The 25,288-nt window shown below is 61.7% G+C and carries 17 protein-coding genes; 3 read left to right on the top strand and 14 right to left on the bottom strand.

What is annotated here, in order from left to right; all coding sequences use genetic code 11:
• Positions 1 to 31 precede the first annotated feature (31 nt).
• On the top strand, positions 32 to 1,306 hold the full coding sequence (locus tag ABV589_RS17245; protein ID WP_367082689.1) for an MFS transporter: 1,275 nt from the start codon (positions 32 to 34) through the stop codon (positions 1,304 to 1,306).
• 176 nt (positions 1,307 to 1,482) lie between these two features.
• On the opposite strand, the gene hemE is transcribed toward ABV589_RS17245, so the two are convergent.
• The 11 genes from hemE to ABV589_RS17190 all read right to left on the bottom strand — a co-directional run bounded on the left by hemE (position 1,483) and on the right by ABV589_RS17190 (position 17,280).
• A complete protein-coding gene (hemE, locus tag ABV589_RS17240; RefSeq protein WP_007968321.1) occupies positions 1,483 to 2,550 on the bottom strand; it encodes a uroporphyrinogen decarboxylase in 1,068 nt (355 codons plus the stop codon).
• A gap of 247 nt (positions 2,551 to 2,797) precedes the next feature.
• Positions 2,798 to 4,216 carry an FAD-dependent oxidoreductase gene (locus tag ABV589_RS17235; protein ID WP_007909438.1) on the bottom strand — a complete coding sequence of 473 codons (1,419 nt, stop codon included), beginning with the start codon at positions 4,214 to 4,216 and terminating at the stop codon, positions 2,798 to 2,800.
• Positions 4,217 to 4,249: 33 nt separating this feature from the next.
• Positions 4,250 to 8,695: a glutamate synthase large subunit gene (gene gltB / locus ABV589_RS17230; RefSeq protein WP_367082687.1), complete on the bottom strand. Its 4,446-nt coding sequence runs from the start codon at positions 8,693 to 8,695 to the stop codon at positions 4,250 to 4,252.
• Positions 8,696 to 9,044: 349 nt separating this feature from the next.
• The gene (locus tag ABV589_RS17225) at positions 9,045 to 10,634 is read right to left on the bottom strand and encodes an AAA family ATPase (protein WP_367082686.1); all 1,590 of its coding nucleotides are present in this window, start codon (positions 10,632 to 10,634) and stop codon (positions 9,045 to 9,047) included.
• Between the two features lie 10 nt (positions 10,635 to 10,644).
• On the bottom strand, positions 10,645 to 11,745 hold the full coding sequence (aroB, locus tag ABV589_RS17220) for a 3-dehydroquinate synthase (RefSeq protein WP_367082684.1): 1,101 nt from the start codon (positions 11,743 to 11,745) through the stop codon (positions 10,645 to 10,647).
• A 151-nt stretch (positions 11,746 to 11,896) separates the two neighbouring features.
• Positions 11,897 to 12,415, bottom strand: coding sequence for a shikimate kinase AroK (aroK, locus tag ABV589_RS17215; RefSeq protein WP_027611316.1), 519 nt, complete (start codon positions 12,413 to 12,415; stop codon positions 11,897 to 11,899).
• 4 nt (positions 12,416 to 12,419) lie between these two features.
• The gene (gene pilQ / locus ABV589_RS17210; protein WP_367082683.1) at positions 12,420 to 14,492 is read right to left on the bottom strand and encodes a type IV pilus secretin PilQ; all 2,073 of its coding nucleotides are present in this window, start codon (positions 14,490 to 14,492) and stop codon (positions 12,420 to 12,422) included.
• A 13-nt stretch (positions 14,493 to 14,505) separates the two neighbouring features.
• Positions 14,506 to 15,033 carry a pilus assembly protein PilP gene (locus tag ABV589_RS17205; protein WP_367082682.1) on the bottom strand — a complete coding sequence of 176 codons (528 nt, stop codon included), beginning with the start codon at positions 15,031 to 15,033 and terminating at the stop codon, positions 14,506 to 14,508.
• A complete protein-coding gene (gene pilO, locus ABV589_RS17200; protein ID WP_027611313.1) occupies positions 15,030 to 15,653 on the bottom strand; it encodes a type 4a pilus biogenesis protein PilO in 624 nt (207 codons plus the stop codon). Before pilO ends, ABV589_RS17205 begins: the two co-directional genes overlap by 4 nt.
• Positions 15,650 to 16,216, bottom strand: a complete 567-nt coding sequence (locus ABV589_RS17195) for a PilN domain-containing protein (protein WP_367082680.1) — start codon at positions 16,214 to 16,216, stop codon at positions 15,650 to 15,652. The genes pilO and ABV589_RS17195 overlap by 4 nt, the downstream gene beginning before the upstream one ends.
• On the bottom strand, positions 16,216 to 17,280 hold the full coding sequence (locus ABV589_RS17190; RefSeq protein ID WP_108590281.1) for a pilus assembly protein PilM: 1,065 nt from the start codon (positions 17,278 to 17,280) through the stop codon (positions 16,216 to 16,218). Before ABV589_RS17190 ends, ABV589_RS17195 begins: the two co-directional genes overlap by 1 nt.
• Positions 17,281 to 17,496: 216 nt before the next feature.
• Between ABV589_RS17190 and ABV589_RS17185 the strand changes: the two genes are divergently transcribed.
• Positions 17,497 to 19,944, top strand: a complete 2,448-nt coding sequence (locus ABV589_RS17185) for a penicillin-binding protein 1A (RefSeq protein ID WP_367082678.1) — start codon at positions 17,497 to 17,499, stop codon at positions 19,942 to 19,944.
• A 262-nt stretch (positions 19,945 to 20,206) separates the two neighbouring features.
• Here ABV589_RS17185 and ABV589_RS17180 read toward each other — a convergent pair whose 3' ends face one another.
• From ABV589_RS17180 to rpmE, 3 genes are all read right to left on the bottom strand, one after another.
• On the bottom strand, positions 20,207 to 21,475 hold the full coding sequence (locus tag ABV589_RS17180; RefSeq protein ID WP_007968342.1) for a malic enzyme-like NAD(P)-binding protein: 1,269 nt from the start codon (positions 21,473 to 21,475) through the stop codon (positions 20,207 to 20,209).
• A 183-nt stretch (positions 21,476 to 21,658) separates the two neighbouring features.
• Complete coding sequence (locus tag ABV589_RS17175) at positions 21,659 to 22,441, bottom strand: thermonuclease family protein (protein ID WP_367082676.1); 783 nt, start codon at positions 22,439 to 22,441, stop codon at positions 21,659 to 21,661.
• A 41-nt stretch (positions 22,442 to 22,482) separates the two neighbouring features.
• A complete protein-coding gene (gene rpmE / locus ABV589_RS17170) occupies positions 22,483 to 22,698 on the bottom strand; it encodes a 50S ribosomal protein L31 (protein WP_007968345.1) in 216 nt (71 codons plus the stop codon).
• 284 nt (positions 22,699 to 22,982) lie between these two features.
• On the opposite strand from rpmE, the gene ABV589_RS17165 reads away from it, so the two are divergent.
• Positions 22,983 to 25,202: a primosomal protein N' gene (locus ABV589_RS17165; RefSeq protein WP_367082674.1), complete on the top strand. Its 2,220-nt coding sequence runs from the start codon at positions 22,983 to 22,985 to the stop codon at positions 25,200 to 25,202.
• The last annotated feature ends 86 nt before the right edge of the window (positions 25,203 to 25,288 follow it).

Genomic DNA, 25,288 nt, shown 5'->3' with positions numbered 1-25,288 from the left:
GCCTGCCTGGCCGTGCCCTCCGAGGTCTGATGTGAAAACCGCCGCCGCCCCTCTTGCCCATGAAGTTCCGCCTGCCGCGACGGACGATGTCATCGCCGAGCTGCATGAGATCTACATCGAAAAAGGCACGCCGATGTTCATGCGCACGGTGCTCGCGCTGTTCAGCGGTGGCTTCGCGACCTTCGCTTTGCTGTATTGCGTGCAGCCGATGATGCCGCTGCTGTCTCACGAGTATTCGATCAACGCCGCGCAGAGCAGCCTGATTCTGTCGGTGGCGACCGGCATGCTGGCCTTCGGTCTGCTGATCACCGGACCGATCTCCGACCGCGTCGGGCGCAAACCGGTGATGGTCGCCGCGCTGTTCGCTGCCGCGCTGTGCACCATCGCCAGTTCGATGATGCCGAGCTGGCACGGTGTGCTGATCATGCGTGCGCTGATCGGGCTGTCGTTGAGTGGTCTGGCGGCGGTGGCGATGACGTATCTGAGCGAGGAAATCCATCCACAGCACATCGGTCTGGCGATGGGCCTGTACATCGGCGGCAACGCGATTGGCGGGATGAGCGGGCGGTTGATCACCGGGGTGTTGATCGATTTTGTCAGCTGGCACACGGCGATGCTGGTGATTGGCGGTCTGGCGCTGGTCGCAGCGACGGTGTTCTGGAAGATCCTTCCCGAATCGCGCAACTTCCGCTCACGCTCGCTGCACCCACGCAGCCTGCTTGATGGCTTCACCATGCACTTTCGCGACGCCGGCCTGCCGCTGCTGTTTCTTGAAGCGTTCGTGCTGATGGGCGCCTTCGTCACCCTGTTCAACTACATCGGCTATCGTCTGCTCGCCGCGCCGTACAACCTCGATCAGGTGTTCGTCGGTTTGCTATCGGTGGTGTACCTGTCGGGCATCTACAGCTCGGCGAAGATCGGTTCGCTGGCGGACAAACTGGGGCGGCGCAAAGTGCTGTGGGCAACCATCGCGCTGATGTTCGCCGGCCTTGCGCTCACCATGTTTACGCCGCTGTTGCTGGTGATCGTCGGCATGCTGATCTTCACCTTCGGCTTCTTCGGCGCGCACTCGGTGGCGAGCAGCTGGATCGGCCGGCGGGCGCTGAAGGCCAAGGGCCAGGCGTCGTCGTTGTACCTGTTCAGCTATTACGCCGGGTCGAGTATTGCCGGCACGGCAGGCGGGGTGTTCTGGCATATGGGCGGCTGGAACGGGATTGGGTTGTTCATTGGTGCGCTGTTGCTGGTGGCGCTGCTGGTGGCGTTGAAACTGGCGAAGTTGCCGCCGTTGCAGGGTGTCAAAGCCTGATACAAAACCCTGTAGGAGTGAGCCTGCTCGCGATAGCGGTGTGTCAGCCAACACATCGGGCGACTGACTTACCGCTATCGCGAGCAGGCTCACTCCTACAATTGATCCGCGTCCGACGTTGAATTGTGGAAACAAAAACGCCCGGCATTGGCCGGGCGTTTTCTATTGCGCGTCGATCACTCGTGGTACTGCGCCGACAACTCATGCACCGCGCGCAGGAACGCGCCGGCATGCTCCGGATCGACCTCAGGGGTGATGCCGTGGCCGAGGTTGAACACGTGGCCGCTGCCCTTGCCGTAGCTGGCCAGAATGCGCCCGACTTCGGTGCGGATCGCTTCCGGTTTGGCGTAGAGCACGGTCGGGTCCATGTTGCCTTGCAGCGCGACCTTGTCACCGACACGGGCGCGGGCGTTGCCGATGTCGCAGGTCCAGTCCAGGCCCAGTGCGTCGGCGCCGGCCTCGGCGATGCTTTCCAGCCACAGGCCACCGTTCTTGGTGAAGAGGATCACCGGCACCTTGCGCCCGTCGTGCTCGCGGATCAGACCACTGACGATTTTCTTCATGTACGCCAGGGAGAATTCCTGATACGCCGCCGCCGACAGGTTGCCGCCCCAGGTATCGAAGATCTGCACCGCTTGCGCACCGGCCTGGATCTGGCCGTTGAGGTACGAGGTCACCGACTGCGCCAGTTTATCCAGCAGCAGGTGCATGGCCTGCGGGTTGTCGTAGAGCATCGCCTTGGTCTTGCGGAAGTCTTTCGACGAGCCGCCTTCAACCATGTAAGTGGCGAGGGTCCACGGGCTGCCGGAGAAGCCGATCAGCGGCACACGGCCATTCAGCTCGCGGCGGATGGTGCTGACCGCGTCCATCACGTAGCCGAGGTCTTTGTGTGGATCAGGAATCGGCAACGCTTCGATGTCGGCCAGGGTGCTGACGACTTTCTTGAAGCGCGGACCTTCACCGGTCTCGAAGTACAGGCCCTGGCCCATGGCATCGGGGATGGTGAGAATGTCGGAGAACAGGATCGCCGCGTCCAGTTGCGGGTAGCGGTCGAGCGGTTGCAACGTGACTTCGCAAGCGAATTCCGGATTCATGCACAGGCTCATGAAATCACCGGCCTGGGCACGGCTGGCGCGGTATTCAGGCAGGTAGCGGCCGGCCTGGCGCATCATCCACACCGGGGTGACGTCTACAGGTTGCTTGAGCAGGGCGCGGAGGAAACGGTCGTTCTTCAGGGCAGTCATGTCGGCATCCGGAAAAAAAGTGCGGGCATTTTCTCAGAGCGCGACGCAAAAGGCACGGATGCAGGTCAGCCTTTTGTCTATCGGGTCAATTTATTGCGTTGGAATGCTGATTTTGCAACACCGCTAAACACTGTGGGAGCTGGCTTGCCAGCGATGCGAACACCTCGGTGTGCCAGATTAACCGAGGTGATGCTATCGCTGGCAAGCCAGCTCCCACAGGTATTGCATTGCAGTCAGCTAGACGGGTTTAAACACCCAGGTAATCAAGGATCCCTTCGGCGGCATTGCGCCCTTCGAAGATCGCCGTCACCACCAGGTCGGACCCGCGCACCATGTCGCCACCGGCGAAGATTTTCGGGTTGCTGGTCTGGTGCTTGTACTGACCTTGCTCAGGCGCGACGACGCGGCCCTGGCTGTCGGTCTGGATTTCGAACTGTTCGAACCACGGCGCCGGGCTTGGACGGAAACCGAACGCGATGACCACGGCGTCGGCCGGGATGATCTCTTCGGAGCCCGGGATCGGCTCGGGGCTGCGGCGGCCACGGGCGTCCGGTTCGCCGAGACGGGTCTCGACCACCTTCACGCCTTCGACCTTGTCTTCACCAACGATCGCGATCGGCTGGCGGTTGTAGAGGAATTTCACGCCTTCTTCCTTGGCGTTCTTCACCTCTTTGCGCGAGCCAGGCATGTTCGCTTCGTCACGACGATAGGCGCAGGTCACCGACTTGGCGCCCTGACGAATCGAGGTGCGGTTGCAGTCCATCGCCGTGTCTCCGCCGCCGAGTACCACGACCTTCTTGCCTTTCATGTCGACGAAATCTTCCGGCGACTTTTCAAAACCCAGGTTGCGGTTGACGTTGGCGATCAGGAAGTCCAGCGCGTCATAGACGCCCGGCAGATCCTCACCGGCAAAACCGCCCTTCATGTAGGTGTAGGTGCCCATGCCCATGAATACCGCATCGTATTCGGCGAGCAGTTGCTCCATGGTCACGTCCTTGCCGACCTCGGTGTTGAGGCGGAACTCGATGCCCATGCCGGTGAAGACTTCGCGACGATTGCTCAGCACGGTCTTCTCAAGCTTGAACTCGGGAATGCCGAAGGTCAGCAGACCGCCGATTTCCGGGTTCTTGTCGAACACCACCGGGGTCACGCCGCCACGCACCAGCACGTCGGCACAACCCAGCCCCGCCGGGCCGGCACCGATGATCGCGACGCGCTTGCCGGTCGGTTTGACCTTGGACATGTCCGGGCGCCAGCCCATGGCGAACGCGGTGTCGGTGATGTACTTCTCGACCGAACCGATGGTCACCGCGCCGAAGCCGTCGTTGAGGGTGCAGGCACCCTCGCACAGACGATCCTGCGGGCACACCCGGCCGCAGACTTCCGGCAGGGTGTTGGTCTGGTGCGACAGCTCGGCGGCCTGGAGGATGTTGCCCTCGGCCACCAGCTTCAGCCAGTTGGGAATGAAGTTGTGCACCGGACACTTCCATTCGCAATACGGGTTGCCGCAACCCAGGCAGCGGTGGGCCTGATCGGCCGACTGCTGGGGTTTGAACGGTTCGTAAATCTCGACGAACTCTTTCTTGCGTTGACGCAACAGTTTCTTCTTCGGATCCTTGCGCCCGACATCGATGAACTGGAAGTCGTTATTCAGACGTTCAGCCATTGTTAAAACCTCATCAAACTCTTCAGGCGCATATCACTGCGGGTTGGCACGAGTGCTGGAAAGCAACGATTTCAGGTTGGCAGCCTTAGGCTTGACCAGCCAGAAACGACGCAGGTAGTCATCAAGGTTTTCGGCGAGTTCACGACCCCACTCGCTTTCGGTTTCCTTGACGTACTCGTTCAGCACGTTCTGCAGGTGGCTGCGGTAGGCTTCCATCGCCTCGCCGCTGATCCGCTGGATTTCCACCAGTTCGTGGTTGACCCGGTCAACGAAGGTGTTGTCCTGATCGAGCACGTAGGCGAAACCGCCGGTCATGCCAGAGCCGAAGTTGTAACCGGTCTTGCCCAGGACGCAGACGAAACCACCGGTCATGTACTCGCAGCAGTGATCGCCAGTGCCTTCCACAACGGTGTGGGCACCGGAGTTGCGCACAGCGAAACGCTCGCCCGCGGTGCCAGCGGCGAACAGCTTGCCGCCGGTGGCGCCGTACAGGCAGGTGTTGCCGATGATGGCGCTGTTTTGAGTCTGATAGACGCTGCCCTTCGGCGGCACGATGACCAGTTTGCCGCCGGTCATGCCCTTGCCGACGTAGTCGTTGGCGTCGCCTTCCAGGTACATGTTCAGACCGCCGGCGTTCCACACGCCGAAGCTCTGACCGGCCGTGCCTTTGAAGCGGAAGGTGATCGGCGCATTGGCCATGCCCTGATTGCCGTGCTTGCGTGCGATTTCGCCGGAGATCCGCGCGCCGATCGAACGGTCGCAGTTGCAGATGTCCAGTTCGAACTCGGCACCGCTGAGGTCGTTGATCGCCGAGGTCGCCATGTCGACCATTTTTTCGGCCAGCAGGCCCTGGTCGAACGGCGGGTTGCGCTCAACGCCGCAGAATTGCGGTTTGTCGGCCGGGATGTGATCGCTGCCCAGCAGCGGGGTCAGATCCAGATGGTGTTGCTTGGCGGTCTGGCCTTCGAGGACTTCCAGCAGATCGGTGCGGCCGATCAGTTCTTCGAGGGAGCGCACGCCGAGTTTGGCCAGCCACTCACGGGTTTCTTCGGCGACGTAGGTGAAGAAATTCACCACCATGTCGACGGTGCCGATGTAGTGATCCTTGCGCAGCTTCTCGTTCTGCGTCGCAACGCCGGTGGCGCAGTTGTTCAGGTGGCAGATGCGCAGGTATTTGCAGCCCAGGGCGATCATCGGTGCCGTACCGAAGCCGAAACTTTCGGCGCCGAGGATCGCCGCCTTGATCACGTCGAGGCCGGTTTTCAGGCCGCCGTCGGTCTGCACCCGGACTTTGCCGCGCAGGTCGTTGCCGCGCAGGGTCTGGTGGGTTTCAGCCAGGCCGAGTTCCCACGGTGCGCCCGCGTATTTGATCGAGGTCAGCGGCGATGCACCGGTGCCACCATCGTAACCGGAGATGGTGATCAAGTCCGCATAGGCCTTGGCCACACCGGCGGCGATGGTGCCGACGCCTGCTTCCGCAACCAGTTTCACCGAGACCAGCGCCTTCGGGTTGACCTGCTTGAGGTCGAAGATCAACTGCGACAAGTCTTCGATCGAATAGATGTCGTGGTGCGGCGGTGGCGAAATCAGGGTCACGCCCGGCACTGCGTAACGCAGCTTGGCGATCAGCCCGTTGACTTTGCCGCCCGGCAGTTGCCCGCCCTCGCCCGGCTTGGCGCCTTGGGCGACCTTGATCTGCAGCACTTCGGCGTTGACCAGGTATTCCGGGGTGACACCGAAACGGCCGGTCGCGACCTGCTTGATTTTCGAGCTCTTGATGGTGCCGTAACGTGCTGGATCCTCACCACCTTCGCCGGAGTTGGAACGCGCACCGAGGCGGTTCATGGCTTCGGCCAGGGCTTCGTGGGCTTCCGGCGACAGGGCGCCCAGCGAGATACCGGCGGAGTCGAAGCGCTTGAGCACCGATTCCAGCGGTTCGACTTCACTGATGTCCAGCGGCGTGTCGAGGGTCTTGACCTTGAACAGGTCGCGGATCATCGACACCGGACGGTTGTCCACCAGCGAGGTGTATTCCTTGAACTTGGCATAGTCGCCCTGCTGCACGGCGGCTTGCAGGGTGTTGACCACGTCCGGGTTGTACGCGTGGTATTCGCCACCGTGGACGAACTTCAGCAGACCGCCCTGCTGGATTGGCTTGCGCGGACTCCAGGCTTCAACGGCCAAGGCTTTCTGCTCGGCTTCGATGTCGACGAAACGCGCACCCTTGATGCGGCTCGGCACGCCACGGAAGCTCAGTTCGCACACTTCTTCGGACAGGCCGATGGCTTCGAACAGTTGCGCACCACGGTACGAGGCGATGGTCGAGATGCCCATCTTCGACAGGATCTTCAGCAGACCTTTGGTGATGCCCTTGCGGTAGTTCTTGAACACCTCGTAGAGGTCGCCCAGCACTTCACCGGTACGGATCAGGTCGCCCAGCACTTCGTAGGCCAGGAACGGATAGACCGCCGAGGCGCCGAAACCGATCAGCACCGCAAAGTGGTGCGGATCGCGGGCGGTGGCGGTTTCCACGAGGATGTTGGAGTCGCAGCGCAGGCCTTTTTCGGTCAGGCGATGGTGCACCGCGCCGGTGGCCAGCGAAGCGTGGATCGGCAGTTTGCCCGGCGCGATATGACGGTCGCTCAGGACGATCTGGGTACGACCGGCACGCACGGCTTCTTCAGCCTGATCGGCAACGTTGCGGATCGCCGCTTCGAGGCCGACGCTTTCGTCGTAATTGAGGTCGATGATCTGCCGCTCGAAACCCGGGCGGTCGAGGTTCATCAGCGAGCGCCACTTGGCCGGCGAAATCACTGGCGAGCTGAGAATCACGCGCGAGGCGTGCTCCGGCGATTCCTGGAAGATGTTGCGCTCGGCCCCGAGGCAGATTTCCAGCGACATCACGATCGCTTCACGCAGCGGGTCGATCGGCGGGTTGGTGACCTGGGCGAACTGCTGGCGGAAATAGTCGTACGGCGTGCGCACACGCTGCGACAGCACGGCCATCGGCGTGTCGTCGCCCATCGAACCGACGGCTTCGTAGCCTTGTTCACCAAGCGGACGCAGCACCTGATCGCGCTCTTCGAACGTGACCTGATACATCTTCATGTATTGCTTGAGCTGATCCACGTCGTAGAACGCCGAACCGTGGTCGTTGTCTTCCATGGTCGCCTGGATGCGCAGGGCATTCTTGCGCAGCCATTGCTTGTACGGATGACGGGATTTCAGACGGTTGTCGATCGCGTCGGTGTCGAGGATTTGCCCGGTTTCGGTGTCCACGGCGAGAATCTGGCCCGGGCCGACACGGCCCTTGGCGATCACGTCTTGCGGCTGGTAGTTCCAGACGCCGATTTCCGACGCAACGGTGATGAAACCGTTGGTAGTGGTGACCCAGCGCGCCGGGCGCAGACCGTTACGGTCGAGCAGGCACACCGCGTAACGACCATCGGTCATCACCACGCCGGCCGGGCCGTCCCACGGTTCCATGTGCATCGAGTTGTACTCGTAGAACGCCCGCAGATCCGGGTCCATGGTTTCAACGTTCTGCCACGCCGGCGGAATGATCATCCGCACGCCACGGAACAGGTCGATGCCACCGGTGACCATCAGTTCGAGCATGTTGTCCATGCTCGAAGAGTCGGAACCGACACGGTTGACCAGCGGGCCGAGCTCTTCCAGATCCATCAGATCGTTGGTGAACTTGGTCCGACGGGCCTGCGCCCAGTTGCGGTTACCAGTGATGGTGTTGATCTCGCCGTTGTGGGCGAGGAAGCGGAATGGCTGGGCCAGCGGCCATTTCGGCAGGGTGTTGGTGGAGAAGCGCTGGTGGAACACGCAGATCGCGGTTTGCAGGCGCTGGTCACCGAGGTCCGGATAGAACGCGGCCAGGTCGGCCGGCATCATCAGGCCTTTATAGATGATGGTCTTGTGCGAAAAGCTGCAGATGTAGTGGTCGGTGTCGGCGGCGTTGGCCACCGACGAACGACGCCGGGCGCTGAACAGCTTGACCGCCATGTCCTGATCGCTCAGGCCTTCACCGCCGATGTACACCTGCTCGATTTGCGGCAGGCGCTCGAGGGCCAAACGGCCGAGGACGCTGGTGTCGATCGGCACTTTGCGCCAGCCGATCAGTTGCAGGCCTTCAGCGAGGATCTCGCGGTTCATGTTCTCGCGAGCGGCTGCGGCTTTGGCCGGATCCTGGTTGAAGAAGACCATGCCCACGGCATATTGCTTGGGCAGTTCGACGCTGAAGTTTTCCTGGGCCATCGCCCGCAGGAACGCATCAGGCTTTTGAATCAGCAGACCGCAACCGTCACCGGTCTTGCCGTCGGCATTAATCCCACCGCGGTGGGTCATGCAGGTCAGGGCCTCGATGGCCGTTTGCAAAAGGGTATGACTGGGCTCGCCCTGCATATGGGCTATCAGGCCGAAACCGCAGTTATCCTTGAATTCATCTGGTTGGTACAGACCTGCTTTCATAGACACTTTCTCACCAGGCTGCCTCTTTACGAGGCAAATTTCTTTTCAATTCAACCACTTGCTTGCCGCGCCGAACGTACGCCGGCTTTGCGGGGGCAAAAGGGTGGTCATTGTACACAGCGACACAGACGCTCACAAATTTGACGACGAAATGTCGCAAATCTATGTCGCATTTGTGAAAGGTTTAAAGCGATATGCTGTGCTAGTCAAAACTTTTTTAATTCTGACCGCAACGACTCAAAGACTACTGTGACGCAGACACCACAAGGCACGCGACCTGGAAGGAAGCGCGCACTCGTAGAAATTTTGAGGTGCTTGGAGAGGCGGCCTGGGTAAGGCCGCCGAATCTTCAGCGAGTTGTTGCCAGTTCCTGTTGGACGCTGGCGACAGTGCGAGGCCAAGGTTTACCAGCCTGAACCTTCGCTGGCAAGGCCTTGATGGCAGAAACGGCTGCATCACGATTGGCGAAGTTGCCGTAGGTGATCACGTAAAGCGGCTTGCCGTTGAGGACTTTCTTGAAATAACGGTACTCGCCGCCCTGCTCCTTGACGAAGTTCTGTGCGGTCGCTTCGGAGCTGGTACCGAGGATCTGCACCACGTAGTTGCTGGTCGGCTGACCGGCGTACCAGCTGCCACCGGCGGCTTTGGCGACGGTAACCGGCTTCTCGGCCGGTTTGGCGGCTGCAACTGGCTTGGCCGGGGCAGGAGCCGGTTTGGCCGCTGGCGCTGCCGGAGCAGGCTTGGCGGTGGCGACCTGAGTCGGAGCCGGGGTCGGCTTGGCGGCGGGCACCGGAACCGGGGTTGGCGCCGGACTGGCCGGAACACCTGCCGGTGGCGCGGAAGTGGTGACGGTCGGCGGCGTTGCGCTGGAGCCTTCAACCGGCACGCCGTCGTCACCTTCAGTGATGCCGCCAGCGGCTTCAGCCAACGGGCCGCGCATCACCGGTTGCGAGTTGCCGACCAGCGGCAGCGGCATCGGCTGGGTATTGCCGGCGAACTCGACGTTCGGCGCGCCACCCTTGGCGCCCTGGCCCAACGGCAGTTGTGCCTGTTCGTTGGCGGGAGCGCCAGTGGTTGGCGCCTTGTTGCGACCCGGCATCAGCCAGGCGGCGGCGACCGCGACCACAACGACCGCGGATATCGCCAATACGTGTTTCTTCGGCATGTTGAACCCCATACTTGGACGCTTGACCGCAGAGCGGCTGGCAATCATGACTTCGATCAGTGCATCGCGAGCGACCTGGTTGATGTTGCCAGGCCAACCCTCGGCGCTTTCGTGAATCTCAGAGATCTGATCCGCGGTGAAAAGTTCGACACCCCGGCCCGCACCTTCCAGCCGTTGGTCGAGATATTCGCGGGTCTCTTCCTCGGTGTACGGCTGCAGTTCGATGACGTGGAAGCGCTCTTCCTCGAGGTGCAAGGCCTCCAGTTGCGCGATCAGCGACGACTCACCGAACAGGAACACGTGCGGACGACCTTCCGGCGCACCGGCGCCCAGCGCCATCAGCGCCTCGAGGGCGGATTCGTCGAGCTGCTCGGCATCATCCACCAGCAGATAGACTTCCTGCCCGGTCAGTGCCAGCTGCACCACTTGCGCCAGAATCGCGCCGACTTCCGCCTGCGCCACGTCCAGCGCCTGCGCCACCTGACGCAGCACGCCAGCGGCATCGCCGGCGCCACGGGCCGACACGACAACGCTTTGCACCGATTGCTTGTTGGTGCTGGCCACCAGCGCCTGACGCAGCAAGGTCTTGCCGCTGCCCTGCGGCCCGGTGACCACCAGCAGCAACTGGCTGTAACGCGCCAGGTGATGCAGTTGCCCCAGCACCGGCTTGCGCTGGGCCGGGAAAAATTTGAAGCCCGGCACCCGCGGCGCGAAAGGGTCGTGACTTAACTGGAAATGGCCGAGGAACGCCTCGTCGGCATGCAAACTAGTCATCGGAATCTTATTAACCTTTAAGCTGAGCCAGAGCGCGGTAATCCGCTCCCAGCGTGGCCTGTAGAACCTCTTTCGGATAATCGGCGGTCACCACCGCTTCGCCCATCCGGCGCAAAAGCACCAGGCGCAGACGACCGTCGATCACTTTTTTATCAATTGCCATATGTTCGAGAAAATCGGCTTCGGTCATTTCTTCCGGCGGAATCACCGGCAGACCGGCACGCTGGAACAGACGAATGCCGCGATCACGCTCCTGTTCGCTGATACAGCCCAGACGCGCGGACATTTCCAGCGCCATCACGGTGCCAGCGGCCACCGCCTCACCATGCAACCAGACACCATAGCCCATGTGGGTCTCAATGGCGTGGCCGAAGGTGTGGCCGAGGTTGAGCGTGGCGCGCACGCCGGTTTCCTTCTCATCGGCGCCGACCACCGCAGCCTTGGCTGCGCAGGAGCGCTCGATGGCGTAGGTCAGGGCCTTCTGGTCCAGCGCGCGCAGGGCGTCGATGTTGTCTTCAAGCCAGGTGAGGAACGGCTCGTCGCAAATCAGACCGTACTTGATGACTTCAGCCAGACCGGCGGACAGTTCGCGCTCCGGCAGGGTTTTCAGGGACGCGGTATCGATCAGCACGACGTTCGGCTGATAGAACGCGCCGACCATGTTCTTGCCCAGCGGATGGTTGATGCCGGTCTTGCCGCCCACCGACGAATCGACCTGGGACAGCAGCGTGGTAGGAATCTGGATGAAGTCGACGCCGCGCTGGTAGCAGGCGGCGGCAAAACCGGCCATGTCGCCAATGACCCCGCCTCCGAGGGCGATGATCGTGGTACGGCGATCGTGACGGGCCGTCAGCAGGCCGTCGAAGATCAGTTGCAGGGTTTCCCAGTTCTTGAAGGCTTCGCCGTCCGGCAGCACCACCGAGATGACCGAGAACTGCGCAAGGCTTTGGGTCAGACGTTCGAGATAGAGCGGCGCCACGGTCTCGTTGGAGATGATTGCCACTTGCCGCCCATGAATATGCGGTGCCAGCAACTCGGGCTGATCCAACAAACCTTCGCCAATATGAATCGGGTAGCTGCGCTCGCCTAGATCGACCTTGAGTGTCTGCATGTGTCCCCACAGTGAAGATGGAAGCAGGCGTCCTGCCCTGAATTATTGGTTGTCTGCGGCCTATAGCGGGTATGACGCCGCTCGCACGCCATCCGCCACAACCTCGACGGCTGTGACAGGACGCCGAGGATAGCGCATTTCCGGCGGCGCTTTAACGGGGTGGCAGCTGTGCCAGACGGTCGAGAATATCGAGTACCACCATGCGCGGTGGCCGTTCGTCGGTTTCCACCACCAGATCGGCGATCTCCCGATAAAGCGGATCGCGGATCTCGAGCAGGTCTCGCAGGGTTTTCGCCGGATCGGCGGTGCGCAGCAAAGGCCGATTGCGATCGCGCGACGTACGCCCGACCTGCTGCTCGACGGAGGCGTGCAGATACACCACCCGTCCGCCCGCGTGCAGGGCCTTGCGGTTGGCATCACGCATCACCGCGCCGCCACCGGTCGCCAGCACCACGCCGTCGAACGCGCACAGCTCGGCGATCATCGCCTGCTCACGGTCACGAAAGCCGGGCTCGCCTTCCTTGTCGAAGATCCACGGGATATTGGCGCCCGTGCGCAGTTCAATTTCCTTGTCGGAATCTTTGAACGGCAGGCGCAGCTCTTTGGCCAGCAACCGGCCGATGGTGCTTTTGCCAGCGCCCATCGGTCCTACAAGAATCAAATTTCGCACAGAATCAACGACTCACAGCAATCGCCTGGTTATTCATGATACGCGGAGTGAGAAATACCAGCAGCTCGGATTTTTTCTCCGAAACCACATCACGCCGGAAAAGGCGGCCAAGATACGGCACATCGCCAAGAAATGGCACCTTATCTACAACCTTGCTTTGAGTATTTGAGAAAACACCGCCAATCACGATGGTCTCGCCGTCGTTCACCAGCACCTTGGCGTTGACCTCGTTCTTCTTGATTGGCGGCACATCCTGCACCTTGTTCAGGTAGTCCGGTTCATCCTTGGTGACCTTGACCTCCATGATGATGCGGTTATCGGGGGTGATCTGCGGCGTCACTTCCAGCGACAGCGAAGCCTCCTTGAACGACACCGACGTCGCACCGCTGGAACTGGCTTCCTGATACGGAATCTCGGTGCCCTTGAGGATCTTCGCCGTCTCCTTGTCGGAGGTGACGACTTTCGGCTGGGAGACGATTTCGCCGTTGCCGGTTTTCTCCATGGCAGTCAGCTCAAGATCGAGCAGCACGTTGTCGGTGATGAAGGCGATGCCGATCCCGGACGTGTTACCGACCGTGCCCATGTCGACGAACGGCGAGTTGGTGCTGGTACTGCCCGGCGTGCCAATGGTGGTCGACGAGCCATTGCTGACCCCCGAGGTGTTCCAGTTGCCCTTGTTCTGGATCGAGCCGCCCCAGCGCACGCCCAGACTCTTGTCGTAATCGACGTTGGCCTCGACGATCCGCGCCTCGATCATCACCTGGCGCACCGGAATATCCAGTTGCGCCACGATCCGCCGCAGTTCGTCGAGGCGATCCTGGGTCTGGTAGGCAATGATGTTGTTGGTGCGCTCATCGACGGTAATCGAGCCACGCTCGTCGATTTTCGCCTCGGCGCTGGTCACCGACTGGAACAGCTTGGCGATGTCCGCGGCCTTGGCGTAATTCACTTGCAACAGCTCGCGGCGCAGCGGTGCCAGTTCGGCGATCTGTTTTTGCGACTCCAGTTCCTGGCGTTCACGGGCAGCGATTTCGTCGGCCGGCGCCACCAGCAGCACATTGCCGATCTTGCGCTTGTCCAGGCCTTTGGTTTTCAGCACCAGGTCCAGCGCCTGATCCCACGGCACGTTTTGCAAACGCAGGGTGATCCCGCCCTGCACCGTATCGCTGGCCACCAGATTGAGGTTGGTGAAGTCGGCGATCAGTTGCAGCACCGAACGCACGTCGATGTCCTGGAAATTCAGCGAAAGCTTTTCACCGCTGTAGCTGTTGCGGTCAGCGTTGCGCTTTTGCAGGTCATCGACGGTCATCGGGCGAATGCTGACGGTCAGCTTGTTGTCGGTCTGGTAGGTGGAATAGTCGAACGTGCCACTGGGTTCGACGGTGATGACCGCACGATCACCGGTGGCGGCAGCGTTGACGAACTGCACCGGGGTGGCGAAATCCTTGACGTCGAGGCGTACCCGCAGCCTGTCGGGCAACTGCGTGCGAGCAAAACTGAGGATGATCTTGCCGTCATGTTCCTGGATGTCCGGGGCGATGGTCGGGTCCGACAGGTCGATGACGACGTTGCCCTCCCCCGCGGTGCCACGCTGGAAGTCGACGCCACGAATGGTTTTGGCAACGGGGGTATAAGCCTTTGCCGGCGCCGCGACCGGTCGCGGCGCAACAGCGGCTGGCCGTGGCGCAGCAGGCTTGGCGCCCTGCCCGACCACCACGAACAGATTGTTGCCCTCTACCCGTGAGGTGTAGGGCGTCAGTTGCGTCAGGTTGATAATCAGGCGCGTGCGGTCGTTAGCCTCGACTACCGTGGCGGTTCGCGCGTTGCCGCTGCCCAGATCACGGGTCTTGCTTGCCAGTTGGCTGGCGACACCCGGCAGATCGAGAGCGATTCGCGCCGGCGAATCAGTGGTGTAGCCCTTGGGTTGCGGTGGCGGACCGTCGAACGACAGCTTCAACTCGATGCGGTCACCCGGTAACGCCGCGACATCCAGCGTCTTGAGGCTGGCCGCCTGAACCATCGGTGAAAGCAGCGCTATCCATAGCGAAAAACCGAGGCTAAAGAAAATCCTGTTCATTGTTCGACTTCCACTATGAGTGCTCTTTCAAAGGAATGGTGCGCGGACGCTCCAGCCAGGCGCCTTCGCCATCGGGGACGATTTCGACCACATCGACCTGAGTGGCGCTGATGGCGACGATGCGCCCGTCGTTGCGCCCCAGGTAGTCGCCGACTTTCAGTCGATGCACCGCCCCCGCTCCGCGCAGCAGGGCGAAGGAACCGGAGGCATTGGAGATCGTGCCGACCATTTCAAACTGCTCGATGTTGAAACCTTCGAGGTACTGCTTGACCCGGTTGGGGTCGGGCTTGACGTTGCGCGAGCCACGCTGCTGCCCGGCCAGATCGACGCGCACCTGACGCGAGAACGGGCTGCGCAGGTTGGCCGCGCTGTAGGTAAACGTCGGATAGGAACGGAACGTCGGCGTCGGCTCGATCCGGCCGGCCGGCCGCAGACGCACTTCATTCATGTAGGTGTCGAGATCGCTGAAGTCATCTCCACCAAAGCATCCGCCAAGACCCAGCAACAGCACCGACAGGGCGAAATAACGGATCGGGGTCATTTGTCCAACCCCTTGTCGTTATAACGGTAGGTCTTGGCGAGGATACTCATGCGCAGCTTCGTCCCGCCGTCCGGGTTGGCAGGCGCCAGTTCGAAATCGTGCAAGGTGACGATCCGTGGCAACCCGGCGACGCCACTGACAAAGGTCGCGAGGTCGTGGTAAGCCCCGGTGACCGTGATCTGGATCGGCAACTCGATGTAGAACGGCTGGGTCACTTCCGGCAGCAGCTTGATCTCTTCGAATTCGAGACCACTGCCCAGCCCGGTGCGGGTGATGTCTTCGAGCAATCCCGGAACTTCGGTGTCGCTGGGCAATTGACGCAGGAGCACACCGAAGGAGTTCTCCATCTCCTTCATCTGCTGGGTGTACAGCTCCAGGTTGGCGGCCATGTGCGCCTTGCTGGCGAACTGCTCCTTCAAGGTGTCTTCTTCCTGACGCTTGGCTTCCAGCTGGTTTTCCATGTCGCTGATGAAAAAGTTATAGCCAAGCGCCAACACCAGCACCGCCAGCAACGCTCCCGCGATGGTTTTCACCGCGGCCGGCCAGGAGCCGATATTGCTGGTGTCCAGATCGTTGAAGTCGATATTGCGCAGACTTTGCAGCCATTCGGACGGCTTCATTTGTCGCCCTCCGTTACGGTTGGCTGGGTCTGACGCACGGTCAGCTGAAAGACGTTGGCCTGATCCACCTGACCGGCAGTCGTCGCTTTCACCTCGTTCAAGCTGGGCGCATCGAACCAGTCGGAAGCGTCCAGATTGCGCATCAGCTCCGAGACGCGATTGTTCGATTCCGCCGCGCCGCTGATCGACAGCGTCTTGCCGAGCAATTTCACGCTGGTGAAATACACCCCGTCCGGCAGCGTGCGCGCCAGTTGGTCGAAGATCCGCCCGCTGATCTGCCGGTTGCCCTGCAAGTCCTGGATGATGCGCATGCGCTCGACCAGTTGCTGGCGCCGAGCCTTAAGTTCGCTGATCTGCTTGATCCGCTCGTCGACCACGGCGATCTGTTTGCCGATGTAGGCATTGCGTGCTGCCTGCCGCTCGATGGCGGTACTGAAGATCTGATCGGCGATGAACACTGCGCCCACCGAACCGACGAAGACCCCGATCAGGATCAGCAGAAAGCGTTTGCGCCGCTCTTCGCGGCGTTCCTCACGCCAGGGGAGAAGGTTGATCCGCGCCATCAGTCGAAACTCCTGAGCGCGAGCCCGCAGGCAATCATCAGGGCCGGCGCGTCACTGGCTAGCGCCCCAGCGTTGACCTTGCTGCTCAGGGCCATGTCGGAAAACGGGTTGGCGACCTGGGTCGGGGTGCCCAGGCGCTGCTCGATCAGGCGATCCAGCCCCGGCACCGATGCCGTACCACCCGCCAGCAGAACGTGATCCACCGCGTTGTACTGACCCGAGGCAAAGAAGAACTGCAGCGAGCGCGAGACTTGCTGCACCAGCGCCTCCCGGAACGGCTGCAACACCTCGCTGACGTAGTCATCGGGCAAGCCGCCCTGTTTTTTCGCCAGACCGGCCTGCTCGATGGTCAGGCCATACCGGCGCTGGATTTCCTCGGTCAGTTGCCGCCCACCGAACAGTTGCTCGCGGGTGTAAATGATTTTGCCGTTGTGCAGAACACTGAGGGTGGTCATGGTCGCGCCGATGTCCACCACCGCCACCGTGAGACGCTCCTGCGATGCCGCCAGTTGCGTGGCGAGCAGGCCGAACGAGCGCTCCAGTGCGTAGGCTTCGACATCGACCACTCGCGCGGTCAGCCCGGCCAGCGCCAGTGCCGCCTCGCGCACTTCGACGTTTTCCTTGCGGCATGCGGCCAGCAGCACGTTGACCCGCTCCGGGTTGCGCGGGGAAACGCCCTGAACCTCGAAATCGATGGCGACTTCGTCCAGCGGATAGGGAATGTACTGGTCGGCCTCGATCCTGAGCTGGTTTTCCAGCTCGTCGTCGGTCAGCCCGGCGTCCATCTCGATGATCTTGGTGATCACCGCGGAACCGGCCACCGCCACCGCCACGCTCTTGAGCCCGGTCCGCGCCTTGACCAGCACGCGGGACAAGGCATGACCTACGCCTTCGAGCTCGGCGATGTTCTTCTCGACCACGGCGTTGGGCGGCAGCGGCTCAACCGCGTACGCCTCGACCCGGTAGCGGTCACCCTGACGGCTCAGTTCCAAAAGCTTCACCGAAGTGGAGCTGATGTCGATCCCCAGTAACGTATTGGTCTTTTTATTGAAGAGTCCCAGCACTACCAATTCCCTATGACTTTCCGTGAGTTACGGACTCTGTAATACGCATTGCGTTCCTTCACCCCGTCTTGACAGAAGCGCAAATGACGCCCCCAGCAGAAAAGTGCTTATAATGCCCAGCGTTTTTTTCCGCTTTTTACTGCCGGCCCAGGTTGTTCTGTGTGTTACCGGAACCCTGTCGCCCAATTCATTCTTTGCCCTGGATGTTCAAAAGCCTTGATTCGTCTGCTGAAATTTTTCGGTTGGTCCATCGTCGCCGTTTTCTGCGGACTGCTTTTAGGTCTCAGCGGCGCGTTTCTTTACCTTAGTCCGGGTTTGCCGTCTGTGGAGGCGCTGAGAAGCATTCAGTTGCAGATTCCGCTCCGGGTCTACAGCAGCGACAACAAGTTGATCGCAGAATTTGGCGAAATGCGCCGTACTCCGATCCGTTTCGCCGACATTCCACCCAATTTCATTAATGCGTTACTAAGTGCTGAAGACGACAATTTTGCCAACCACTATGGCGTCGATCCGAGCAGCCTGATGCGTGCCGCGACCCAACTGGTCAAAAGCGGGCACATTCAGTCCGGCGGCAGCACCATCACCATGCAGGTGGCGAAGAACTTCTTCCTGACCAGCGAACGCAGCTTCTCGCGCAAGACCACCGAGATTCTTCTGGCTCTGCAGATCGAGCGGCAGCTGACCAAGGACGAGATCCTCGAGCTGTACGTGAACAAGATTTATCTGGGTAACCGCGCCTATGGCATCGAGGCGGCAGCGCAGGTGTATTACGGCAAGTCGATCCGCGACGTCAGCCTGGCGCAGATGGCGATGATCGCCGGCCTGCCGAAAGCCCCGTCGCGCTTCAACCCGCTGGCCAACCCGGCGCGCAGCAAGGAGCGCCGTGACTGGATCCTCGGGCGCATGTACAAGCTCGGGAAGATTTCCGAAGCGGACTACACCGCCGCGATCAACGAGCCGCTGAACGCCAGTTATCACGTACCGACGCCGGAAGTGAACGCGCCGTACATCGCCGAAATGGCCCGTGCCGAAATGGTCGGTCGCTATGGCAGCGACGCCTACACCGAAGGTTTCCGCGTCACCACCACGGTACCGAGCAATCTGCAGGAAATGGCCAACACCGCGCTGCACGAAGGCCTGATGACCTACGACCAGCGTCACGGCTACCGTGGCCCTGAATCGCGTCTGCCGGGCAAGACCCACGAAGCGTGGGCCAGCGAGCTGACCAAGCAGCGCACCATCAGCAGTCTTGAGCCGGCCATCGTCACCCAGGTCGACAAGAATGGCTTGCAGGTGCTGACCCGTACCGGCGAAGAACACGTCGCCTGGGACACCATGAAATGGGCGCGGCCGTTCCTCAATACCAACAGCATGGGCGCGGCACCGCGTCAGCCGTCGGATGTGGCGCAGGTCGGCGATCTGATTCGGGTGCAGCGTCAGCCGAACAATTCGCTCAAATTCAGCCAGATCCCGCAGGCGCAGGGCGCGCTGGTATCGCTGGATCCGCAGAACGGCGCGATTCGCTCGCTGGTCGGTGGTTTCGCTTTCGAGCAGAGCAACTACAACCGTGCCCTGCAGGCCAAGCGTCAGCCGGGTTCGAGCTTCAAGCCGTTCGTCTACAGCGCTGCGCTGGACAGTGGTTATACCGCCGCGACGCTGGTCAACGACGCTCCGATCGTGTTCGTCGACGAGTACCTGGATAAGGTCTGGCGGCCGAAGAACGACACCAACACCTTCCTCGGCCCGATCCGGCTGCGCGAGGCGTTGTACAAGTCGCGTAACCTGGTGTCGATCCGCCTGCTGCAGGCGATGGGTGTGGGCAAGACCATCGACTACATCACCCGTTTCGGCTTCAACAAGCAGGACCTGCCGCCGAACCTGTCGCTGGCACTGGGCACCGCAACCCTGACACCGATGGAAATCGCCACAGGCTGGAGCACCTTCGCCAACGGCGGCTTCAAGATCACCCCGTACATCATCGACAAGATCGAAAGCCGTAACGGCGACACGTTGTTCGTCGCCAACCCGCCGACCGTGCCTCAGGGCGTGTCGGCCACGGATGGCCTCGCCGCGCCAGCGTCGCAGCCGATCACCGTCAACGCCGCGCCGGTGCCGGGTGAAGCCCCGGGCACTGCCGCCGCGCCACAAGCGCCGGCAGTCGCCGAGCGAATCGTCGATGGCCGCACCACGTACATTCTCAACAGCATGCTGCAGGACGTGATCAAGCTCGGCACCGGGCGCCGCGCACTGGCCATGGGTCGCAGCGATATCGCGGGCAAGACCGGTACCACCAACGAATCGAAGGATGCGTGGTTCTCCGGCTACAACGCCGATTACGTGACCACCGTGTGGACCGGTTTCGATCAGCCGGAAAGCCTCGGTCGTCGCGAGTTCGGCGGTACCGTGGCGCTGCCGATCTGGATGAACTACATGTCGGCCGCGCTCAAGGACAAGCCGCCGCATGTGCAGCCTGAGCCGGAAGGCATCCTCAGCCTGCGGGTGGATCCGGTCAGCGGTCGCGCGGCAACGCCAAGCACGCCAGGTGCTTACTTCGAGCTGTTCAAGTCGGAAGACACGCCGCCTTCGGTGAATGAGCTGGGCAACGGTGCCGTACCGGGCAGTCCGCTGCCGGCTGATGAGCAGGCACCGATCGATCTGTTCTGATCCAGCGTTATTGAAAAGCCCCGCCTTCGAGAGAGCGGGGCTTTTTATTGCCTGTTGGTTTTGTGGTGAGACCACTGGCCTCATCGCGAGCAGGCTCACTCCTACAAGGACCAAGGTGCGGCATAGATAGAGTGAACAACTCAAACCCTGTAGGAGTGAGCCTGCTCGCGATGGCGCCAATCCAGTCGCGACAAAAATATCAGGCATAAAAAAGCCCCGACTCATGACGAGCCGGGGCTTTCGGTTGAAGCGCTACAACGACTTAGCCGTTGAACACGTCATCCACGCTTTTCAGCGGGTAGTTCTTCGGATACGGCAGGGTCGCCACACCGGTCTCGATCGCAGCTTTGGCCACGGCGTCGGAGATCAGGGTGATCAGGCGCTTGTCCATTGGCTTCGGAATGATGTACTCACGGCCGAATTCCAGCGGCGCACCACCGTAGGCGTCGCACACGTCCTGCGGCACTGGCAGCTTGGCCAGTTCGCGCAGGGCGTTGGCCGCAGCCACTTTCATTTCTTCGTTGATGCGCTTGGCGCGAACGTCCAGGGCACCACGGAAAATGAACGGGAAGCCCAGAACGTTGTTGACCTGGTTCGGGTAGTCGGAACGACCGGTGGCCATGATCACGTCGCTGCGGGTGGCGTGTGCCAGTTCCGGGGAGATTTCCGGATCCGGGTTCGAGCAGGCGAAGACGATCGGGTTGGCCGCCATCGACAGCAGACCTTCAGGGCTCAGCAGGTTCGGGCCGGACAGACCGACGAACACGTCAGCGCCTTGCAGAGCGTCAGCCAGGCTGCGCTTGTCGGTGGCGTGAGCGAACACGGCTTTGTACTGGTTCAGGTCGTCACGGCCGGAGTGGATCACACCGGTACGGTCAACCATGAAGATGTTTTCGATTTTTGCGCCCATGCTCACCAGCAACTTCATGCAGGAGATGGCCGCAGCGCCGGCGCCGAGGCAGACGATCTTGGCTTCCGGCAGGGTCTTGCCGGCGATTTCCAGGGCGTTGATCATGCCGGCCGCGGTCACGATTGCGGTGCCGTGCTGGTCATCGTGGAATACCGGAATGTCGCACTGCTCGATCAGAGCACGTTCGATCTCGAAGCACTCAGGTGCCTTGATGTCTTCCAGGTTGATGCCACCGAAGGTGATGGAGATGCGTTTTACGGTGTCGATGAAGGCTTGCGGGCTTTCGGAGTCGACTTCGATGTCGAATACGTCGATACCGGCGAAGCGCTTGAACAGCACGCCTTTACCTTCCATAACCGGCTTGGAAGCCAGTGGGCCGAGGTTACCCAGCCCCAGAATCGCGGTGCCATCGGAAATGACTGCAACCAGGTTGCCCTTGCCGGTGTACTTGTAGGCCAGTTCAGGATCGCGAGCGATCTCACGCACTGGTTCAGCTACGCCGGGGCTGTAGGCCAGCGACAGGTCGCGGGCGGTAGCAGTGGCCTTGGTGAGCTCGACACTCAGCTTCCCTGGACGAGGATTGGCATGATATTCGAGAGCGGCAGTTTTCAGATCAGACATTTTGGCATTCCGCTTTTTACTGTTGGACAGACTGGTCAGCGAGGATACGCGCCTCGCAAAGTCCCCACAAGACTGAGCGGTCACCCCTGTCAAGCGCGCTGTCCTACGACTTTGGGCCAAGAGCCACGGCGCACAAGGGCTGGACTGTTCACAATCAACAGAAAAAATGTCTACAATTTTTATTCAGCGAGCGCTTTGCAGCATTGAAGGATCCGTCAGCGGAAGTAACCAGCGTGGCTGACCCGGTTTCAACCCGCCGCGTCGCGAACGATCGACGACCCAGCCGCGAGCCTCGACCTGCTTGCCTTTCAATGCCTGCAAGCGGGCATTGTCGAACTGTCCGAGCAGATTGGGTGCAACGCGCAACACAAGCGCGTCCTGCAACTCGATCCAGATTCCACCGCGATTGCGCTGAACCTTGCTCACACGCCCGCTGACCACGGCGAAACCCGAACGCTGGATCTGCTGCGCTTTCAGTACAGGCGACTGGCGCCAGACGCCGCGTCCAGCGGTTCGCGCGCGCCTCTCAGCGGCCTGCTGACAGGCAACAAGATCGACGTTCGGCGCCACCGCGACCTGAAAACCGAGGCCGTCGGCGAGCATTTGCGCTTCAAGATTGGTGCCGTTGGTGCTGTAGACATGCGCGAGGGTCCGGCCGTAATGGTCTTTGGCCTGCCTGCCGGGGAGCAACCCGACCCGCCCGCCACTGTCCGCCACCAGCGCTTCGAGGCGTTTGCGCGCCGCCACGGCGAAGGCTTCGTCACTGCGGCCCTGCTTGCCCAGTTCCGGCGTGTTGAGACCGATCATCCGCACACTGCGCCCATCGCTCAGGCGTAGCGTGTCGCCATCGACCACACGCTGGACGCTGACGCTGCTCAGGCCGGCCGGCGCAGGGCAAAACGCCTGGGCGCCGGACAGCCAAATCGCGGACACAAAAAAGGCGCCCACAAGGGACGCCTTTTTCATCAGCCTGGAGAAACCGTCGCGATTTTCCAGAATGACCAATCTTACTTCTTGGCGCCGAAGGCACCGAAACGGTCGGCGAACTTCTGAACGCGACCACCGGTGTCCAGAGTCTTCTGCTTACCGGTGTAGAACGGGTGGCACTCGTTGCAAACGTCGATCGCCAGGGCTTTGCCGAAGGTCGAACGGGTTTCGAACTTGTTGCCGCAGCTGCAGGTTACTGCAACTTCTGGGTAATTCGGGTGGATATCAGCTTTCATGATGTCTTCCTCAGCTAGCGTGCCGCCACCCAACACTATTGTTGAATACCGCACGTAATTAGGCCGCGGATTCTACCAGACAATGTCAATCGCGCAAGCTGTCCCTGAGACCGACCGTCTGCTAGGCTCCCGGGCTTGAACGCACCCCTGTGGGAGCGAGCTTGCTCGCGAATGCGTTGTGCCAGTTGATGACTTCGTGCCTGACACACCGCGTTCGCGAGCAAGCTCGCTCCCACACTTGATCTGCGCCAAGCCTCCTTTTGTGTTGATAGAGATCCCCCCGCGTGCCCGACGCCATTCTGCGCCTCGCCCTGCCTTCGCCCCTGCGCCGCCTGTTCGATTATCGGGCGCCGGCCGGGGTATCGCGTGCCCAGTTGCAGCCGGGCATGCGCCTGCGTGTGCCGTTCGGGCGCCGGGAAATGATCGGGATCCTGGTCGAAGTCACCGACACCAGCGATGTACCGCTGGAAAAACTCAAACCGGCGCTGGCCCTGCTCGATGCCGAGCCGCCGCTGCCGCCCGCGCTGTTCAAGCTGTGCCTGTGGACATCCCAGTATTATCAGCACAGCCTCGGCGACACCCTGAGCTGGGCGCTGCCGGTTTTGCTGCGACAGGGCGAACTGGCTGAAGCCCGTCAGGAGCGCTTTTGGTCGGTTGCGCCCGGTGCCAGCCTCGATGATCCGCGCATCGCCCGCGCCCCGCGCCAGCGTGAAGCATTGTCGACGCTGGCGCAGCACCCCCACGGCGTGGCCCATCAGTTGCTGAGCAAGCTGATGCTGAGCAAGGACAGCCTCGACCTGCTGCTGGCCAAGGGACTGGTGCAAGTGGAGATCCGCCGGCACGCCCCCGGCGTGCGCCATGAACACTGGCTGGCGCAACCGGAACTGCCGCTCAACACCGAACAACGCGCCGCTTACGAAGCGATCCGCGCCGGGTTCGACAGTTATCACGCGTTTCTGCTGGCCGGGGTCACCGGCAGCGGCAAGACCGAAGTCTATCTGCAGCTGATCCGCGAAACCCTCGAAGCCGGCAAGCAGGCGCTGGTGCTGATCCCCGAGATCAACCTCGGCCCGCAGACTCTGGCGCGTTTCGAGCAGCGCTTCAATGCGCGCATCGCCCTGCTGCATTCGGCGGTCAACGACCGTGAGCGCCTCGACGCCTGGCTCGCTGCCCGCGACGGCGAGGCCGACATTATTATCGGCACCCGCTCGGCGCTGTTCACCCCGATGAAAAACCCGGGACTGATCATCATCGACGAAGAACACGACGGCTCCTATAAACAGCAGGAAGGCCTGCGCTACCACGCCCGGGATCTGGCGCTGGTGCGTGCGCGCCAGGAAAACATCCCGATCGTCCTCGGCTCCGCCACGCCGTCGCTGGAAAGCCTGCACAACGCCTACACCGGTCGTTATGGCCTGCTGCGCCTGAACGAGCGCGCTGGCGGCGCCAGGCAACCTCGGTTCCTGCGACTGGACGTGAAAAGCCGCCCGCTGGACAGCGGCATTTCCGGGCCGATGCAGCAAGCCATCGGCCAGACCCTCGCAGCGGGCCAACAGGTGCTGGTGTTCCTCAACCGGCGCGGCTTTGCGCCGACATTGCTGTGCCACGATTGCGGCTGGATGTCCGAATGCTCACGCTGCGACGCGCGGATGACCGTGCACCAGCGCTACGGTGAGCTGCGCTGTCATCACTGCGGCAACGTCGAACGCACGCCGCGCCAGTGCCCCAAGTGCAACAAGGTCGATCTGCGGCCGGTGGGCGCCGGCACCGAACGCGCCGAAGAACGCCTGGCGATTCTGTTCCCGGACTACCCGGTGCTGCGGGTCGACCGCGACAGCACTTCGCGCAAGGACGCGATGAATCAACTGTTCGCAACGATTCAGAAGGGCCAGCCATGCATTCTGGTCGGCACCCAGATGTTGGCCAAGGGGCACCACTTCCCGCGGGTCACGCTGGTGTCGATTCTGGATGCCGACGGCGGGCTGTTTTCCGGCGACTTCCGCGCCAGCGAGCGCATGGCACAGTTGATCGTGCAGGTCGCGGGGCGCGCCGGGCGGGCCGAGGAGCCGGGCAAGGTGATCATCCAGACGCATTTGGCCGACCATCCTCTATTGGTGCAACTCACCGAGCAGGGCTACTTCGCCTTTGCCGAGCAGGCCTTGAGTGAGCGCCGCGCGGCGGGGCTGCCGCCGTTTTCACACCTGGCGCTGTTACGCGCCGAAGCGCACAAACCGGGGCAGGCGGAAGGTTTTCTCGATGAGGCATGCAGCGCCGCCGAGCGCTTGCTGGCTGAACAGAATCTGGGCGGGATCGAATTGCTCGGACCGGTGCCGGCACCGATGGAGCGCCGTGCGGGGCGCTATCGGGCACAGCTGTTGGTGCAGGCGGCGGCGCGGGCACCCTTGCATCGACTGCTCGCCAGCTGGTTGCTGGTGCTGGAGCAGATGCCGAGCGGGCGCGCGGTGCGCTGGTCGCTGGATGTCGATCCGGTGGATTTGTATTGACGCTGACCTGTGGCGAGGGAGCTTGCTCCCGCTGGGGCGCGAAGCGGCCCCAAAACGGAAATGCCAGCCGAACCGAGTCAGCGGTT

Origin of the sequence: Pseudomonas sp. HOU2 (genome assembly GCF_040729435.1) — a bacterium.
Taxonomy (GTDB): Bacteria; Pseudomonadota; Gammaproteobacteria; order Pseudomonadales; family Pseudomonadaceae; genus Aquipseudomonas.
Note: the sequence above shows the minus strand (reverse complement) of the source record. Positions and strands in the feature narration are given on the sequence as shown.